The following is a 16,835-nucleotide window of genomic DNA, read 5'->3' as shown; positions in this document are numbered from 1 at the left end:
GTCGCATACGATCGACCCTCGTGCCCCACGACGGTAATGAACGGTCGCAACGGGTCGCGCGGCTCGTGGCCGTCGTCTCGGGAATCGCCGGTCTGTTGTTGTGCGCCGCGGTCCCGTTGCTCCCGGTGAGGCAGACCACGGCGACGATCGTCTGGCCGCAAAGCCTCACGACCGACGGGCACGTCACCCAGATCACCGCCCCACTGGTTTCCGGGGCGCCGCGTGCGCTGGACATCTCCATCCCCTGTTCGGCGATGGCCACCCTGCCCGCCGATGGCGGCCTGGTGCTGTCCACACTGCCGTCCGGCGGGGTGGACACCGGCAAACACGGGCTGTTCGTGCGCGCCAACAAGGACACGGTCGTCGCCGCGTTCCGGGACACGGTGGCCGCGGTGGCACCCCGCTCGGCGGTCGCCGCCGGAGCCTGCAGCGTGCTGCACATCTGGGCCGGCGTCGGCGGCGCCGGCGCGGATTTCGTCGGCATGCCCGGTGCCGTCGGAAAGCTGCCAACCGAAAAGAAGCCGCAGGTCGGTGGCCTCTTCACCGACCTGAAGGTCCCCGCACAACCGGGGCTGTCGGCCCGCATCGACGTCGACACCCGGTTCATCACCATGCCCACCGCCACAAAGAAGATCGCGATGGTCCTGGGCGCGCTGGCGGTCCTGGGCGCCATCCTCGCGCTGGCGGTCATGGACCGCCGCAGCCGGGGCAACCACCCGCCGGTCAGCTGGCGCTCCCTGATCGCTCCCCGGCTAGCGGGCGCGGCCACGTGGCTGGCCGACGCCGGTGTGATCGCCACCCTGCTGCTCTGGCATGTCATCGGCGCCACCTCCTCGGATGACGGCTACAACCTGACCATCGCCAGGGTCGCCCCGAAGGCGGGCTACGTGGCCAACTACTACCGCTACTTCGGCACGACCGAGGCACCGTTTGACTGGTACCTCTCGGTGCTGGCGCGGTTGGCGTCGGCCAGCACCGCCGGCGTGTGGATGCGACTGCCGGCCACGCTGGCCGGGATCGCGTGCTGGCTGATCATCAGCCGTTGCGCGCTACCGCGCCTGGGACCGGGCAAGGGCGGCCTGGCGTCCAACCGGGTGGCCGTGTTCACCGCGGGCGCGGTGTTCCTGGCCGCCTGGCTGCCGTTCAACAACGGCCTGCGGCCCGAGCCGCTGATCGCCCTGGGTGTGCTGGTCACGTGGATGTTGGTGGAGCGCTCGATCGCGCTAGGCCGACTGGCCCCGGCCGCGGTCGCCATCATCGTCGCGATGCTCACCGCCACGCTGGCACCGCAGGGGCTGATCGCGCTGGCCCCACTGTTGACCGGTTCCCGTGTTATCGCCCAGACGATTCGGCGGCGCCGGGCGACCGATGGCGTGTTGGCACCGCTAGCCGTCCTGGCGGCGTCGTTGTCGTCGATCACCGTGGTGGTGTTCCGGGACCAGACGCTGGCCACGGTCGCCGAGTCCGCCCGCATCAAATACAAGGTCGGGCCGACGATCGCCTGGTATCAGGACTTCCTGCGCTACTACTTCCTCACGGTCGAGAGCAACGCCGACGGTTCGATGGCGCGGCGGTTCGCCGTGCTGGTGCTGCTGCTGTGCCTGTTCGGGATGTTGTTCGTGCTGCTGCGCCGCGGCCGGGTGCCGGGGTTGGCCGGCGGACCGGCCTGGCGGTTGATCGGCACCACCGCGATCGGCCTGCTGCTGTTGACGTTCACCCCCACGAAGTGGGCCGTGCAGTTCGGCGCGTTCGCCGGACTGGCGGGCGCGCTGGGGGCGGTCACCGCGTTCACCGTCGCCCGGATCGGCCTGCACAGCCGGCGCAACCTGGCGCTGTATGTCACCGCGCTGCTGTTCGTGCTAGCGTGGGCCACCTCGGGCATCAACGGATGGTTCTACGTCGGCAACTACGGGGTGCCGTGGTATGACATCCAGCCCGTCATCGCCAGCCACCCGGTGACGTCGATGTTTCTGACGCTGTCGATCGTCACCGGACTGCTGGCGGCGTGGTACCACTTCCGCATTGACTACGCCGGGCACACCGAGGTGAAGGACAACCGGCGCAACCGCGTCCTGGCCTCCGCGCCGCTGCTGGTGGTCGCGACGATCATGGTCCTCGGCGAGGTCGGCTCGATGGCCAAGGGCGCGGTGTCCCGCTACCCCCTGTACACCACGGCCAAGGCCAACCTGGCCACTGTGATTTCCGCGAGCCCCGGCCCGCGCCCCACCAGCTGCGCCATGGCCGACGACGTGCTGGCCGAACCCGACCCCAATGCCGGCATGTTGCAACCGGTTGGCGGGCAGACCTTCGGACCCGACGGCCCGCTCGGCGGCGTCAACCCGGTGGGCTTCAAACCCGACGGCGTGGGCGACGACCTGAAGTCCGACCCGGTGGTGAGCAAGCCCGGGGTGGTCAATTCCGACGCGTCACCGAACAAGCCGAACGCGGCCATCACCGACTCGGCGGGCACCGCCGGAGGCAAGGGCCCGGTCGGGGTGAACGGGTCGCACGCGGCGCTGCCGTTCGGCCTGGACCCGGCCCGCACCCCGGTGATGGGCAGCTACGGCGAGAACAACGTGGCCGCGACGGCCACCTCGGCGTGGTACCAGCTGCCCGCCGATTGGAAGGAGCACATCGGGGCCCAGCCGATCGTGGCGGTCGCCGCCGCCGGCGCCATCTGGTCCTACAAAGAGGACGGCGACTTCGTCTATGGCCAGTCGCTGAAACTGCAATGGGGCGTGACCCGCCCCGACGGCGGCATCGCGCCGCTCGGGGAGGTGTATCCGATCGACCTCGGGCCGCAGCCGGCATGGCGCAACCTGCGCTTCCCGCTGACCTGGGCCCCGCCGGAGGCCGATGTGGCACGCATCGTCGCCTACGACCCGAACTTGAGTTCCGAGCAGTGGTTCGCGTTCACGCCGCCGCGAGTCCCCGTATTGGAAACGCTGCAGCAGTTGATCGGATCGCGGACCCCGGTGCTGATGGACATCGCGACGGCGGCCAATTTCCCTTGCCAACGGCCATTTTCCGAGCACCTAGGTGTCGCCGAACTGCCGCAGTACCGCATCCTGCCCGACCACAAGCAGACCGCGGTGTCGTCGAACTTGTGGCAGTCCGCTTCGACCGGCGGGCCGTTCCTGTTCACCCAGGGGCTGCTGCGGACGTCGACGATCTCGACGTACCTGCGTGGCGACTGGTATCGCGACTGGGGTTCGGTGGAGCAGTACTACCGCCTGGTACCGGCCGCGCAGGCGCCGGAAGCCGTTGTCCAACAGGGCTTTATCACAGTGCCCGGCTGGAGCCGGCAAGGACCGATTAGGGCGCTCCCATGACACAGAGCGCGAGCAGACGCAAAAGCACCCGAAATCGGGCGATTTCGGGTGCTTTTGCGTCTGCTCGCAAGCGGGTGGGGGTGACGCGCTGGGTTGCCACCATCGCGGGCCTGATCGGCTTCGTGCTGTCGGTCGCGACGCCGCTGCTGCCCGTCGTGCAGACCACCGCGACGCTGAACTGGCCACAAAATGGGCGCCTGAATAGCGTTACGGCGCCGTTGATTTCGCTGACGCCGGTCGATATGACCGCCACCGTGCCGTGCGGCATCGTGCGCGACCTGCCACCCGCCGGCGGGGTGGTACTTGGCACCGCGCCGAAGCAGGGCAAGGACGCCAATCTCAACGCGTTGTTCGTCGTCGTCAGCACCCGGCGCGTCGACGTCACCGACCGCAACGTGGTGATCCTGTCCGTCCCGCGGGAGCAGGTCGCCTCCCCGCAATGCCAGCGCATCGAGATCACGTCGACCCGTGCCGGCACGTTCGCCACGTTCGTCGGGTTGACCGACCCGTCGGGCAAGCCGCTGCGCAGCGGCTTCCCCGATCCGAACCTGCGCCCGCAGATCGTCGGGGTGTTCACCGATCTGACCGGTCCCGCGCCGCCCGGGCTGCGGCTGTCGGCGACCATCGACACCAGGTTCTCCACCACCCCGACGACCCTGAAGCTGCTAGCGATCGTGGGCGCGATCGTGGCCACCGTCGTCGCGCTCATCGCGCTGTGGCGCCTCGACCAGCTGGACGGCCACCGGATGCGCCGGATGATTCCGGCGAACTGGCGCACCTTCACCCTGACCGACGCCGTGGTGATCTTCGGCTTCCTGCTCTGGCACGTCATCGGCGCGAACTCCTCCGACGACGGCTACATCCTGGGCATGGCGCGCGTCGCCGACCGTGCCGGCTACATGTCCAACTACTTCCGCTGGTTCGGCAGCCCGGAGGATCCGTTCGGCTGGTATTACAACCTGCTGGCGCTGATGACCCACGTCAGCGACGCCAGCCTGTGGATGCGGCTGCCGGTCCTGATCGCCGGGCTGGTGTGCTGGCTGCTGCTGTCGCGTGAGGTGCTGCCCCGACTCGGGCCGGCGGTGGCGGCCAGCAAGCCCGCCAACTGGGCGGCCGCGATGGTGCTGCTGACCGCGTGGATGCCGTTCGACAACGGCCTGCGCCCCGAGCCCATCATCGCGCTCGGCTCGCTGGTCACCTACGTGCTGATCGAGCGGTCCATGCGATACAGCCGGCTGACACCGGCCGCGCTGGCCGTCGTCACCGCCGCGTTCACCCTGGGTGTGCAGCCCACGGGCCTGATCGCGGTGGCCGCCCTGGTCGCCGGCGGCCGGCCGATCCTGCGGATCTTGGTGCGCCGTCATCGCGTGGTCGGCACGTGGCCGCTGGTGGCCCCGCTGCTGGCGGCCGGTTCGGTCATCCTCCCCGTGGTCTTCGCCGACCAGACTCTGTCAACGGTGTTGGAAGCCACCAGGATTCGCACCGCGATCGGGCCCAGCCAGGCGTGGTACACCGAGAACCTGCGCTACTACTACCTGATCCTGCCCACCGTGGACGGTTCGCTGTCGCGCCGATTCGGCTTCCTGATCACCGCGGTGTGCCTATTCACCGCGGTGTTCATCATGTTGCGGCGCAAGCGAGTTCCCGGCGTCGCGCGCGGTCCGGCGTGGCGGCTGATGGGCATCATCTTCGCCACCATGTTCTTCCTGATGTTCACCCCCACCAAGTGGGTGCACCACTTCGGATTGTTCGCCGCGGTGGGAGCGGCGATGGCCGCGCTGACCACCGTGCTGGTGTCACCGGCGGTGCTGCGTTGGTCACGCAACCGGATGGCGTTCCTGGCGGCGCTGCTGTTCATGCTGGCGTTGTGCTTCGCCACCACCAACGGCTGGTGGTACGTCTCGAGCTACGGCGTGCCGTTCAACAGCACCATGCCGAAGGTCGCCGGAATCACGGTCAGCACAATATTTTTCGTTCTGTTCGCGATCGCCGCACTGTACGCGGCCTCGTTGCACTTCGCTCCCCGGGGCAGCGGCGAGGGCCGGTTGAGCCGCGCTGTGACCAGCGCCCCGGTGCCCGTCGCCGCCGGCTTCATGGCGCTGGTGTTTGTCGCGTCGATGGTAGCCGGGGTCGTGCGCCAGTACCCCACCTACTCCAACGGCTGGGCAAACCTGCGGGCCTTCACCGGCGGCTGCGGGCTGGCCGACGACGTGCTCGTCGAGCCGGACACCAACGCGGGATTCATGACGCCTCAGCCCGGCGATTACGGCCCACTCGGTCCGCTGGGTGGTGTGAACCCGGTGGGGTTCACACCCGACGGGGTGCCGGACCATACCGTCGCCGAGGCGATCGTGATGAAGCCCAACCAGCCTGGCACCGACTACGACTGGGATGCGCCGACAAAACTGAAGACCCCGGGCATCAATGGTTCCAGTGTGCCGCTGCCCTACGGGCTGGACCCCGCGCGGGTTCCGCTGGCCGGCACCTACACCTCCGGCGTGCAGCAGGAAAGCCGACTCACGTCGGCGTGGTACTGGCTGCCCAAACCGGACGACGGACATCCGCTGGTGGTGGTGACCGCCGCGGGCAAGATCGCCGGCAACAGCGTGCTGCACGGCTACACACCGGGGCAGACCGTGGTGCTGGAATACGGCAAACCCGGCCCGGACGGCAACGTGGTTCCCGCTGGGCGGCTGGTGCCCGACGACCTGTATGGCGAGCAGCCGAAGGCCTGGCGCAACCTGCGCTACGCCCGAGACAAGGTTCCCGCCGACGCCGTCGCGGTCCGGGTGGTCGCCGAGGACCTGTCGCTGACGCCGGAAGACTGGATCGCGGTGACCCCGCCGCGGGTGCCGGACCTGCGCTCGCTGCAGGAATACGTCGGCTCGACGCAGCCGGTGCTGCTGGACTGGGCGGTGGGGCTGGCATTCCCGTGCCAGCAGCCGATGCTGCATGTCAACGGCGTCACCGAGATCCCGAAGTTCCGCATCACACCGGACTACTCGGCTAAAAAGATGGACACCGACACCTGGGAGGACGGCGTCAACGGCGGCCTGCTGGGCATCACCGACCTGCTGTTGCGGGCCCACGTCATGGCCACCTACCTGTCCCGGGACTGGGGCCGCGACTGGGGGTCGCTGCGCGAGTTCGACACCCTCGTGGACGCCCCTCCCGCACAATTGGACTTGAGTACAGCAACGCGCAGCGGACTGTGGTCACCGGGTCAGATCAGGATAAAGCCATAAAAATGGTTTAGTTGCGCAAATAACCGTCGATACCGTTCTTCGTTGGGTGGGGATGTAACGGGTAAAGACGGTGGGGACGATGCGCACGCTGACACGCTCGGCGACATTTGCGGCGGCAGTCACCGTGGTGTCGTTCTTGGGGGCGACGTTTGCGGTTGACCGGGCCGAGGCGCCGCCGGGGTCGACCGGTGCCACGACGGTTGTTTTGGACGCGGCTCTGCGGCGTTGCGATTTCAGCCGCATCGCCACCGCGGCGATGGTGCCACGCCCGATGCTGGGCACGGGCATAGCCTTCATCCACGCGTCGAGGTCGAGCGTGGTCGCGGAGGTGCGTGTGACGATCCCCAACCAGCCGGGCACCCACTACGACGTCGGCCTGATCCAGCACCCGCGGCCGTCGTCGGCCACCTGTGGTCCCGGCGACCCGGGCACCGCCTTCGCCGGCCTCGACACCGACGCGGCCGCCAACGGAACGGTGGCCATTCGAGACGATATTCGGCCCGGCACCACCGGCGTCTGGGTGATCGTCGCGCGCCCGACCCGAATTCCCGGCCGAGTGCTACACGTCCGAGTTCGTGGTGCCCGTATAGGCCGACATAAGCCGACGAGGGGACTACCCCTCAGACCTTGTGCCGGGCTCGTTCGTCGGCCTGCTCCTGTTCGGCCGCGGTAACGACGAGCGCGTCCGAGCCCGGAAACACCGTTGTCACATGGTCGTTCGGCCAGCGCACCACATACGGCGGTGCGCCATCGGTCCCGTGCACCTCGGTGATCAGCCCACGCTGATCCGCCAGCTCCGTCGTCGTGCCCTTGATCACGAGCCAGTCACCTACGTTGGCCTTCATCCTCGACTCCCTTGTCGTTGGCTGCACGTCCCATCATGCCCCTCGGCCGGCTGGCTGGGCGAGGGGAAAAAAGTCACCGATAGACGAATGACCTAAACCAACGGGACTTCGGTCCCTATCGCGGCAATTCGGCTCAGTGGTCCGATACAGGTGTCAAATGGAGGTATGGCCATGAACGTTTCACCACAGTCGCAGGCCCGGACGCGCATGTTCGCCCGCGTGCTCGGACCCTTCCTTGTCATCGTTGATGTCATCGCAGTGGCGCGCGCTTCGGACATGCGGTCGCTAATTTCCCAGTTCGAGGCCAATTCACTGTGGGCCTGGGTGGCCGGCGCGTTTATCTTGGTGTTTGGCCTTGTCATCGTCGCCGGTCACCAATACTGGCGAGGCGCCGCGGCGATCATCGTGTCCCTGCTGGGCTGGCTTGTGACGTTGCGCGGCCTGTTCCTGCTGGCTTTTCCCAAGGCTGTCGCTTCGGTAGCCAACGCGATGATCGGCGCGCAGGCGTGGTGGGTGGCGCTCTGCGTTGTCTTCACGCTGGTCGGGCTGTACCTGACCTACGTTGGCTGGGCCCCGACTCCCAGTCGGCCGACGCAGCAAACGGCAAGGGTCAACCCGGATCTTCCCCGGGCCGCGTGATTGCGGGTGAACCGGTGGACGCGGCGAATCGGCGATCCCCGTCTGGTCTTCGTCACCGGCCCACATCGAGTTGATGCCCCGCCGGCCCGGGCGATGGTGACCTTGCCAAACAGCGGCGGGTTGGCATAGCAACAACACATGAGCGAATACGCCGCCGAGGCCGTCGACCGGCTCGCATTTTCGACCCCGGAAAAATCCGAGCGCTACCGCACGGAGAACTATCCGGGCGCTATCGGTCTCAACTGGTACCTCACCGATCCCACGTTGCAGCACATGATGGCGTACTACCTGCAGCCGGACGAGCTGGCGTTCGCACAACCGCACCTGACGCGAATCGGTGACCTGATGGGCGGCCCGGTGGCGCGGTGGGCCGAGGAGACCGACCGCAACCCACCCCGGCTCGAGCGCTACGACCGGTGGGGACACGACATCAGCAGGGTCGTCATGCCGGCGTCGTTCACCCAGTCCAAACGCGCGGTTCTGGATGCCCAGCAGGCGTTGCGTCACGAGGCGCGACGTGCATCCGTGAGCCCGTCACTGGCGATGTTCGCGTCCAACTACCTGCTCAACCAGGCCGATATCGGGATGGGCTGCGCTTTGGGCACCGGCGGCGGCATGGTCCAGTCGCTGGTGGCCGCCCACGCACCGGCCGATGTGGCCGACCACGTCCTGGCCAAGTTCGATTCCGGCGAGTGGGCCGGCGAAACGGCGCAGCTACTGACCGAGCGGACCGGCGGTTCGGATCTGGGGGCGCTCGAGACGACCGCTCGACGCAGCGGGGACGCCTGGCTGCTGAACGGGTTCAAATGGTTCGCGTCCAACTGCGCAGGCGAGGCGTTCGTCGTGCTGGCCAAACCCGAGGGCGCCCCCGACTCGACCCGTGGCGTCGCCAACTTCCTGGTGCTGCGCACGCGCCGCGACGGTTCGCGCAACGGGGTGCGCGTCCGCCGCCTGAAGGACAAGCTGGGCACCCGCTCGGTCGCCTCCGGCGAGGTCGAATTCGTCGACGCCGAGGCCTTCCTGCTGTCCGGCGAACCCTCTGCAGATTCGGGCCCGTCCGACGGCAAGGGACTCGCTCGCATGATGGAGCTGACCAACGCGGCGCGGCTGGGTATCGCCTTGTTCGCGCTGGGCAACGCGCGCCGCGCGTTGGTCGAATCGCTGTGCTACGCCGGGGCGCGCCGCGCGTTCGGCGGCGCGCTGATCGACAAGCCGCTCATGCGCCGCAAGCTCGCCGAGATGATCGTCGACGTCGAAGCGGCGCTGGCGCTGGTGTTCGACGGCACCGGAGCAACCAACCACCGCCAGCCCAGAAGCATCCGGCAACGCATCGCGGTGCCGGTCACCAAGCTCAAGGTCTGCCGGCTCGGGATCACCGCGGCGTCCGACGCGATCGAGATCCACGGCGGCAACGGCTACATCGAGACCTGGCCGGTGGCAAGGATTTTGCGCGATGCGCAGGTCAACACCATCTGGGAGGGCCCGGACAACATCCTGTGCCTCGACGTGCGGCGTGGCATCGAGCAGACCCGCGCCCACGAGACGTTGTTGGCGCGGTTGCATGACGCGGTGTCGGTCTCCGATGACGACGAAACCACCCGCCTGGTCGCGGGCCGCATCGACGATCTCGACGCGGCGATCGCGGCCTGGACGAAACTGGACCGGGATATCGCCGAGGCCCGGCTGTTCCCGCTGGCCCAGTTCATGGGCGACGTCTACGCCGCGGCGTTGCTCACCGAGCAGGCGGCCTGGGAGCGGGAAACCCTTGGCGCCGAACGAAAGGCGCTCGTCGCCCGGCTCTACACGCAGCGGTATCTCGCCGATCGCGGGCCGCTGCGCGGCATCGACGCCGATTCCGACGATGCGCTGGACCGTTTCGACGAGCTGGTCGACGGGGCGTTTGACCGCGAGCAGACGCAAACTCGCCCAATTTCGTGACGAAATGGGCGAGTTTGCGTCTGCTCGCGGTCAAACCGGGATCAGCCCATGCTTGCGCGCGACGCGCCACCACTGCTGCTTGTCGCGCAGCAGGTGCATCGACTTGCGCAGCAGTAGCCGGGTGTCGTGCGGGTCGATCACCGCGTCGATGAATCCGCGCTCGGCGGCGATCCACGGGATCGCCATGTTGAGGTTGTAGTTCTCCACGAACGACTTCCGAATGGCCTGCGCCTCAGGCGCATTCGGGTCCGGGAAACGCTTCATCAACAGCTGCGCGGCCCCGTCGGCGCCGATCACCGCGATGCGCGCGGTGGGCCAGGCGAAGTTCAGGTCCGCGGCCAGCTGCTTGGATCCCATCACCGCGTACGCGCCGCCGTAGGACTTTCGGATGGTGATCGTCACCTTCGGCACGTCGGCTTCGACCACCGCGTACAGGAACCGCCCGCCGCGCTTGATGATCCCGTTCTTCTCCTGCTCGACCCCCGGCAGGAATCCGGGGGTGTCTACGACGAACACGAGGGGGATCCGGAACGAGTCGCAGAACCGGATGAATCGCGCGGCCTTGTCGGAGGCCTCGTTGTCGATCGCCCCGGACATGTGCATCGGCTGGTTGGCCACGACGCCGACCGGGCGACCACCCACCCTCGCGTAGCCGGTGATGATCGCCTGCCCGGCTTGTGCTGCAACATCGAGGAAATCACCGTCGTCGAAGATTCGCAACAGGATTTCGTGCATGTCGTAAGCCATGTTGTCCGAGTCGGGCACGATCGAGTCGAGCTCCAGGTCGTGTGGCGTGATCTCGGGCTCCAGCCCGGGGTTCACGATCGGCGCGTCGTCAAAGCAGTTGCCGGGCAGAAAGGACAGGAAATCGCGCACGTACTGCAAGGCGGCGGCCTCGGACTCGACGACTTGGTGGATATTGCCATATGTGGCTTGGTAGTCGGCCCCGCCCAACTCGTCGAGTGTGACGTCCTCGCCGGTGACGTCCTTGATGACGTCGGGTCCGGTGACGAACATGTAGCCCTGGTCGCGCACCGCGACCACAAGATCCGTTTGGATCGGCGAATACACCGCTCCCCCAGCACATTTGCCGAGAATGATGGAGATTTGTGGAACAACCCCACTCAACAGCTCGTGGCGGCGGCCCAGCTCGGCATACCATGCCAGCGAGGTGACGGCATCCTGGATCCGGGCGCCTCCGGAGTCGTTGATCCCGATGATCGGGCAGCCGACCATCGCGCACCACTCCATCAGCCGGGCCACCTTGCGGCCGAACATCTCGCCGACCGTGCCGCCGAACACCGTCTGGTCGTGGGAGAACACCCCGACCGGGCGGCCGTTGATCAAGCCGTGGCCGGTGACCACGCCGTCGCCGTAGAGCGCGTTGGGATCCCCGGGTGTCTTGCACAGCGCCCCGACCTCGAAGAAGGTGCCCGGATCGACGAGGGCGTGGACGCGGGCACGGGCACTCGGGATACCTTTTTTGTCGCGCTTGGCGGCGGCCTTCTCACCGCCGGGCTCCTTGGCCAGCTCCAGCTTTTCGCGTAGTTCGGCCAGCAGCTCGGCGGTGGTCTTAGTGCTCACTTGCGGCCCTCTGTTCAGCCTCGATGTCCTCCAACGCGCGGCTCATGTGTTCGCCCACCTTGGCGATGATCGGCTCGTCGATGGCCTGGATGTGCTCGCCACCGATCGGCACGACCTCGAGGTCGGAGACGTACTCGCCCCAGCCGCCGTCCGGTTTGCGGGTGGCGTACCGGGGCTCGAACATGATCGCGTCGTCATGGTAGCGATCGGCCATGTAGAGGGTGACGTGCCCGTCGTAGGGCTGAATCTCGGCGGTGTCGATCGCCCGGTTGTCCAGGTACGACGTCCGCTGGTGTTCGATGATCCCGGCCGGGATCTGCACCCCGCTCTGGCTGACGGCCTCGAGCACGAACCGGACCTGTCCCTCGTCGTCGAGCTCCTCGAGCTGCTCGTACGGGATCTCCGGGATGGTGACGTTGAACGTCTTCTCGGCGAACCGCGCGTAGCGGTCCCAGCGCTTGCGGATCTCCTCCTTGGTCTGCGGGATCTCCTCACCGGCGCGCACCGCGTCGATCAATCCGACGAACCGGACGTCCTTGCCCAGCCGCTTCAACCCGATCGCGCACGCGTAGGCCAACACCCCGCCCAGCGACCAGCCGACCAGAATGTAGGGCCCGTCGCCCTGCATCTCGACCAGCTTCGGCACATAGGCGGCCGCACGTTCTTCGATCGACCCCTCGACCCGTTCGAAGCCGTACATCGGTGTGTCCGCCGGCAACCGGCCCAGCAGCGGCTCGTACACCACCGTCGACCCGCCGGCCGGATGGAAAACGAACACCGGCAACTTCGGGCTGCCCTCGGGCCGCGCCCGCAGCGTGCGGACAAACCCGTCGATCGTGCCGGCCTCCAGGTAACCGCGCACCTTGTCGGCCAACGCCTCGATGTTGGACGAGCTCAGCACGTCCTCGGCGGTGATCGGCCCTTCGGCACGCTCGGAGAGCCGCTGCGCCATCTTGGCCGCGGTGGCCTCGTCCAGCTTGGGCAGCGGGTTGAAGATGCCGCCCGCCGACTTGCCGGTGACGATCGCCCAGGTCGCGAACGTGACCCGCTCGGCGGCATCACGTGGCGGCACGTCGGAGTTGAGTGCCTTGGCCACCGCTTCCGGGTTGAGCGCATCGGCGGCGGCCGCAAGGTTCGGCTGCCCGTCACCGGACGGGCCCCTAGGGTCCGTCGGCGCCGGCGGAAGCGGGACTTCCGACGCCGGCGGCGGTGCGGGCTCCGCCGGTGTCTCGGCGGTCTTGCCGTGGAGCAACTCGGCCTGTGCCCGGGCGATCTCTTCGGCGGTCTGCGTCTTCTGATGCTCGTGCAGCTGCTGAACCTCGTCGCGGTGCTCGACCGCGTACTCGATCAACTTCTCGACGTTGTAGAGGTTGGCGTCGCGCACCGCGGTCAACTGAATCGGCGGCAGGTCGAAGTCGTACTCCACCCGGTTCTTGATTCGCACCGCCATCAGCGAGTCCAGGCCCAGTTCGATCAGCGGCACCTCCCAGGGCAGGTCCTCGGGCTCGTAACCCATGGCCGCCCCGACGATGGCGCCCAGTCGATCCGCGATCGTCTCGCCCGAATCGGGTGACCATCGGCCCATGTCGGATATGTAGCGGGTGGTCAGGCTGTCGGTCAGGGTTTCCGCCTCTGGCTCCTCGACCGGGGCTTCCGGGGCCACCGGCACAGCGGCCGGCGCGGCAATCGCCGTGCCCGCACCGACTGCCGTCGGCAACACCGATTCCGAACCGGCGCGAGCCACCAGGGCGTCGTAGACCAGCGTGAAGGACTCGTCGATGCGCGCGTGCACCTGAACCGAAGCGCCGCCGGGGTGCCGCGTCATCGTCGTCACCAGCCGCGCGCCCTCGCCCGGCACCGCACGCTGCTCGGCAGCGGTCAACTGAGCGTCCGGAAGCAGCTGCGTCGCAGCGGCTTTCACCAACGCAGCCAGATCAGTATCGCCGGCCCGCGGCGCGTATTCCCAGACGTGGCGGCCGTCCGGCAGCGCGACGTGGGTGCCCGGCATGATCACCGACGCATCACCGGAGAAGTGCGCGGGCAGCCAGTGCTCTTTGCGCTTGAACCGCGTCGGCGGAATGTTCGCGTAGTCCTCTGGGCCAGACGCGCGAGTGAACAGAGTACGCATGTCCAGGTCGTGGCCGTAGACGTACAGCTGCGCCATGGTCGAGATCATCGACTCGACCTCGTCCTGTTTGCGAGCCAGCGTCGGGATCAGCTGGGCATCATGCAGGCCGGCGGCGGCCGTGGTCAGACCGACCTGCATCAGCGCCACCGGGTTGGGCGCCAGCTCCAGGAACGTCGTGTGCCCGCTGTCGACGGCGTTGCGAATCCCGTGGGTGAAGTAGACGGAATGCCGCAGCCCCTTCTTCCAGTAGTCGACGTCGTGGATCGGGTCGCTGCCGGGCTTGATGTAGCTGCCCTCGTGCACGGTCGAGTAGATCCCGCATGTCGGGCTCATCGCCTTGATGCCCTGCAGCTCGGCGGCGAGTTCGCCGAGCAGCGGGTCCATCTGCTGGGTGTGGCTGGCGCCCTTGGTCGCGAACTTGCGGGCGAACTTGCCCTCGGCTTCCGCGCGGGCGATGATCGCGTCCACCTGCTCGGGCGGGCCGCCGATCACGGTCTGGGTGGGCGCGGCGTACACGCACACCTCGAGATCGGGGAAGTCGCAGAACACCGTCTTGATCTCGTCGGCGGAGTACTCCACCAACGCCATCAACCGGATGTACTCGCCGAACAGCATCGCCTCGCCCTCGCCCATCAGGTGCGAGCGCGAGCAGATCGCCCGGGTGGCGTCGCGCAGCGACAGCCCGCCGGCGAAGTAGGCGCAGGCTGCCTCACCCAGCGACTGGCCGACCACCGCGGCGGGCTTGGCGCCGTGATGGCGGAGCAGCTCCCCCAGCGCGATCTGGATCGCAAAGATGGTGACCTGGGTGGTCTCGATGCCATAGTCCTGCGCGTCGTCCAGGATCAGCTCGAGCACCGAGTAGCCCAGCTCGTCCTGCACCAGGGCGTCGACCTTTTCGATCCACTCGGCGAAGACCTCGTTGCGCAGGTAGAGGCTCTTGCCCATCTTGCGGTGCTGCGCGCCGAATCCGGCGAGCACCCACACCGGGCCGTTGGTCACCGGGCCGTCGACACTGAACACGTTCGGCCGCTGCTTGCCCTCGGCGACCGCGCGCAGGCCCTTGACGGCCTCGTCGTGGTCGTGGGCCAGCACCACCGCGCGGGAGCGGCCGTGGTTGCGCCGCGACAGCGATCGTCCGATCGACTCCAGCGACGACGCCCGGCCTTCGGGGCTTTCCATCCAGTCCGCCAGCTCGGCGGCGGCGGCCTTCTTGCGGGAGGTCAAGAACGCCGACACCGCCAGCGGGATCAGTGGGGGCGAAACTTCTTGGACCGCAAGCTCTTCCAGCGCCGCCGCCTTCAGCCGCAGCGCCTCCTCGGTCACGCCCGGCAGTTCCGGCTCGCCCTCCTCGGCCGCGGCGCTGTCGGTGATGATCTCGCCGTACTCGTCGAACCGCAGCGCGTGGCCTTCGTATGTGGGCGCCTCAGCCGGGGCCGGTTCGGCGGGGGCCATGGCTTCCGGCTCCGGCTCACGTTCGATCACGTCACGCGGCAACACCTCGCGCACCACCACGTGCGCGTTGGCGCCGCCGAACCCGAAGCTCGACACCCCGGCCAGGGCGTAGCCGCCGTAGCGCGGCCAGTCGGTGGCCGTGTCGGTGAACTTCAGGCGCAGCGCGTCGAAGTCGATGTACGGGCTGGGCCCGGCGAAGTTGATCGACGGCGGCAGCTTGTCGTGCTGCAGCGCCAGCACCACCTTGGCCATGCTGGCCGCGCCGGCCGCCGACTCCAGGTGTCCGACGTTCGTCTTCACCGCGCCCAGCAGCACCGGTCGATCGGCGGGACGGCCCCGGCCGACCACCCGGCCCAACGCCTCGGCCTCGATCGGGTCACCCAGGATGGTGCCGGTGCCGTGTGCCTCGATGTAGTCGACCGTGCGCGGATCGATGCCGGCGTCCTTGTAGGCCCGGCGCAGCACGTCGGCCTGGGCGTCCTGGTTGGGCGCGATCAGGCCGTTGGACCGGCCGTCGTGGTTGACCGCGCTGCCGGCGATCACGGCCAGGATCTGGTCGCCGTCGCGGCGGGCGTCGTCGACCCGCTTGAGCACCAACATGCCCCCACCCTCGGACCGGGTGTAGCCGTCGGCCTCGGCGGAGAAGGACTTGATCCGGCCGTCGGGGGCCAGCACCGCGCCGATCTCGTCGAAACCCAGCGTCACCATGGGAGTGATCAGGGCGTTCACCCCGCCGGCGATGACGACATCGGCCTCGCCGTTGCGCAGCGCCTGCACCCCCTGATGCACGGCCACCAGCGAACTCGAACACGCGGTGTCGATAGTGACCGACGGTCCGCGGAAGTCGTAGAAGTAGGACACCCGGTTGGCGATGATCGAGCTGCTGGTGCCCGTGATGGCGTACGGGTGGGCGACCGTTGGGTCGGACACGGCCAGGAAGCTGTAGTCGTTGGTCGAGCTGCCGACGTACACGCCGACGGCCTCGCCGCGCAGGCTGGAGGCCGGGATGCGGGCGTGCTCGAGCGCCTCCCAGGTCAACTCCAGCGCCATCCGCTGCTGCGGGTCGATGTTGTCGGCTTCGGTCTTGGCCACCGCGAAGAACTCGGAGTCGAAGCCCTTGATGTCCCTCAGGTAGCCGCCACGGGTGCGCGCCGAAGCGACGCGCGCGGCCAGCCGCGGCTCTTCGAGAAACTCCGACCAGCGGCCCTCGGGCAGGTCCGTGATCCCGTCGCGGCCCTCGAGCAGTGCTTGCCAGGTCTCCTCCGGGCTGTTCATGTCGCCGGGCAGCCGGGTCGACAGGCCCACAATCGCGATGTCGACGCGCTCCGCGGGGCCGGGGCGCGTCCAATCGACAGCATCCGAGTCGTCGGCCTGTTCGGGCTCGCCCTCGACGATCCGCGTGGCCAACGATTCGATGGTCGGATGCTGGAAGGCCACCGCGACCGACAGCGTGACACCGGTGAGGTCTTCGATGTCGGCGGCCATCGCCACGGCATCCCGGGACGCTAGGCCCAGCTCCACCATCGGCACCGATTCGTCGATGTCGTCGGGTGACTTGCCCACCGCCTTGCCCACCCAATTGCGCAGCCACTGCCGCATCTCGGGGACGGTGATATCTGTCTTGTTGGCGGGCAGGTTCTCCTGGGATTCGGCTATCTCAGACATACGTACC

8 protein-coding genes are annotated in these 16,835 nt (G+C 68.0%); 4 read left to right on the top strand and 4 right to left on the bottom strand.

Annotation, left to right across the window (positions count from 1 at the left end; translation table 11 throughout):
- The first annotated feature begins 20 nt into the window (after nucleotides 1-20).
- Both G6N24_RS21795 and embB read left to right on the top strand, forming a co-directional pair.
- A complete protein-coding gene (locus G6N24_RS21795) occupies nucleotides 21-3,332 on the top strand; it encodes an arabinosyltransferase domain-containing protein (RefSeq protein ID WP_085162438.1) in 3,312 nt (1,103 codons plus the stop codon).
- Complete coding sequence (gene embB / locus G6N24_RS21790; RefSeq protein ID WP_085162437.1) at nucleotides 3,329-6,577, top strand: arabinosyltransferase EmbB; 3,249 nt, start codon at nucleotides 3,329-3,331, stop codon at nucleotides 6,575-6,577. The genes G6N24_RS21795 and embB overlap by 4 nt, the downstream gene beginning before the upstream one ends.
- On the opposite strand, the gene G6N24_RS23945 is transcribed toward embB, so the two are convergent.
- Both G6N24_RS23945 and G6N24_RS21780 read right to left on the bottom strand, forming a co-directional pair.
- Complete coding sequence (locus tag G6N24_RS23945) at nucleotides 6,548-6,937, bottom strand: hypothetical protein (protein WP_163745599.1); 390 nt, start codon at nucleotides 6,935-6,937, stop codon at nucleotides 6,548-6,550. The two genes, embB and G6N24_RS23945, sit on opposite strands and share 30 nt — an antisense overlap.
- 260 nt (nucleotides 6,938-7,197) lie before the next feature.
- Nucleotides 7,198-7,422, bottom strand: a complete 225-nt coding sequence (locus tag G6N24_RS21780) for a DUF1918 domain-containing protein (protein ID WP_085162436.1) — start codon at nucleotides 7,420-7,422, stop codon at nucleotides 7,198-7,200.
- 171 nt (nucleotides 7,423-7,593) lie between these two features.
- Here G6N24_RS21780 and G6N24_RS21775 point away from each other — a divergent pair, with 171 nt between their 5' ends.
- Both G6N24_RS21775 and G6N24_RS21770 read left to right on the top strand, forming a co-directional pair.
- On the top strand, nucleotides 7,594-8,061 hold the full coding sequence (locus G6N24_RS21775; RefSeq protein ID WP_085162469.1) for a hypothetical protein: 468 nt from the start codon (nucleotides 7,594-7,596) through the stop codon (nucleotides 8,059-8,061).
- 138 nt (nucleotides 8,062-8,199) lie between these two features.
- Complete coding sequence (locus G6N24_RS21770; protein ID WP_085162435.1) at nucleotides 8,200-9,999, top strand: acyl-CoA dehydrogenase family protein; 1,800 nt, start codon at nucleotides 8,200-8,202, stop codon at nucleotides 9,997-9,999.
- Nucleotides 10,000-10,029: 30 nt separating this feature from the next.
- On the opposite strand, the gene G6N24_RS21765 is transcribed toward G6N24_RS21770, so the two are convergent.
- A complete protein-coding gene (locus G6N24_RS21765) occupies nucleotides 10,030-11,583 on the bottom strand; it encodes an acyl-CoA carboxylase subunit beta (protein WP_085162434.1) in 1,554 nt (517 codons plus the stop codon).
- The gene (gene pks13 / locus G6N24_RS21760) at nucleotides 11,573-16,828 is read right to left on the bottom strand and encodes a polyketide synthase Pks13 (protein ID WP_085162433.1); all 5,256 of its coding nucleotides are present in this window, start codon (nucleotides 16,826-16,828) and stop codon (nucleotides 11,573-11,575) included. The genes G6N24_RS21765 and pks13 overlap by 11 nt, the downstream gene beginning before the upstream one ends.
- Nucleotides 16,829-16,835 lie beyond the last annotated feature (7 nt).

Origin of the sequence: Mycobacterium lacus, assembly GCF_010731535.1 — a bacterium.
GTDB classification, from domain to species: Bacteria; Actinomycetota; Actinomycetes; order Mycobacteriales; family Mycobacteriaceae; genus Mycobacterium; species Mycobacterium lacus.
The sequence above is the reverse complement of the archived record's forward strand: the minus strand, read 5'-3'. Positions and strand labels throughout refer to the sequence as shown.

Coding starts and splice junctions, on each gene's coding strand:
- G6N24_RS21780 (WP_085162436.1), bottom strand. CDS start 7,422: ATGAAGGCCAACGTAGGTGACTGGCTCGTGATCAAGGGCACGACGACG.
- embB (WP_085162437.1), top strand. CDS start 3,329: ATGACACAGAGCGCGAGCAGACGCAAAAGCACCCGAAATCGGGCGATT.
- G6N24_RS21770 (WP_085162435.1), top strand. CDS start 8,200: ATGAGCGAATACGCCGCCGAGGCCGTCGACCGGCTCGCATTTTCGACC.
- G6N24_RS21775 (WP_085162469.1), top strand. CDS start 7,594: ATGAACGTTTCACCACAGTCGCAGGCCCGGACGCGCATGTTCGCCCGC.
- pks13 (WP_085162433.1), bottom strand. CDS start 16,828: ATGTCTGAGATAGCCGAATCCCAGGAGAACCTGCCCGCCAACAAGACA.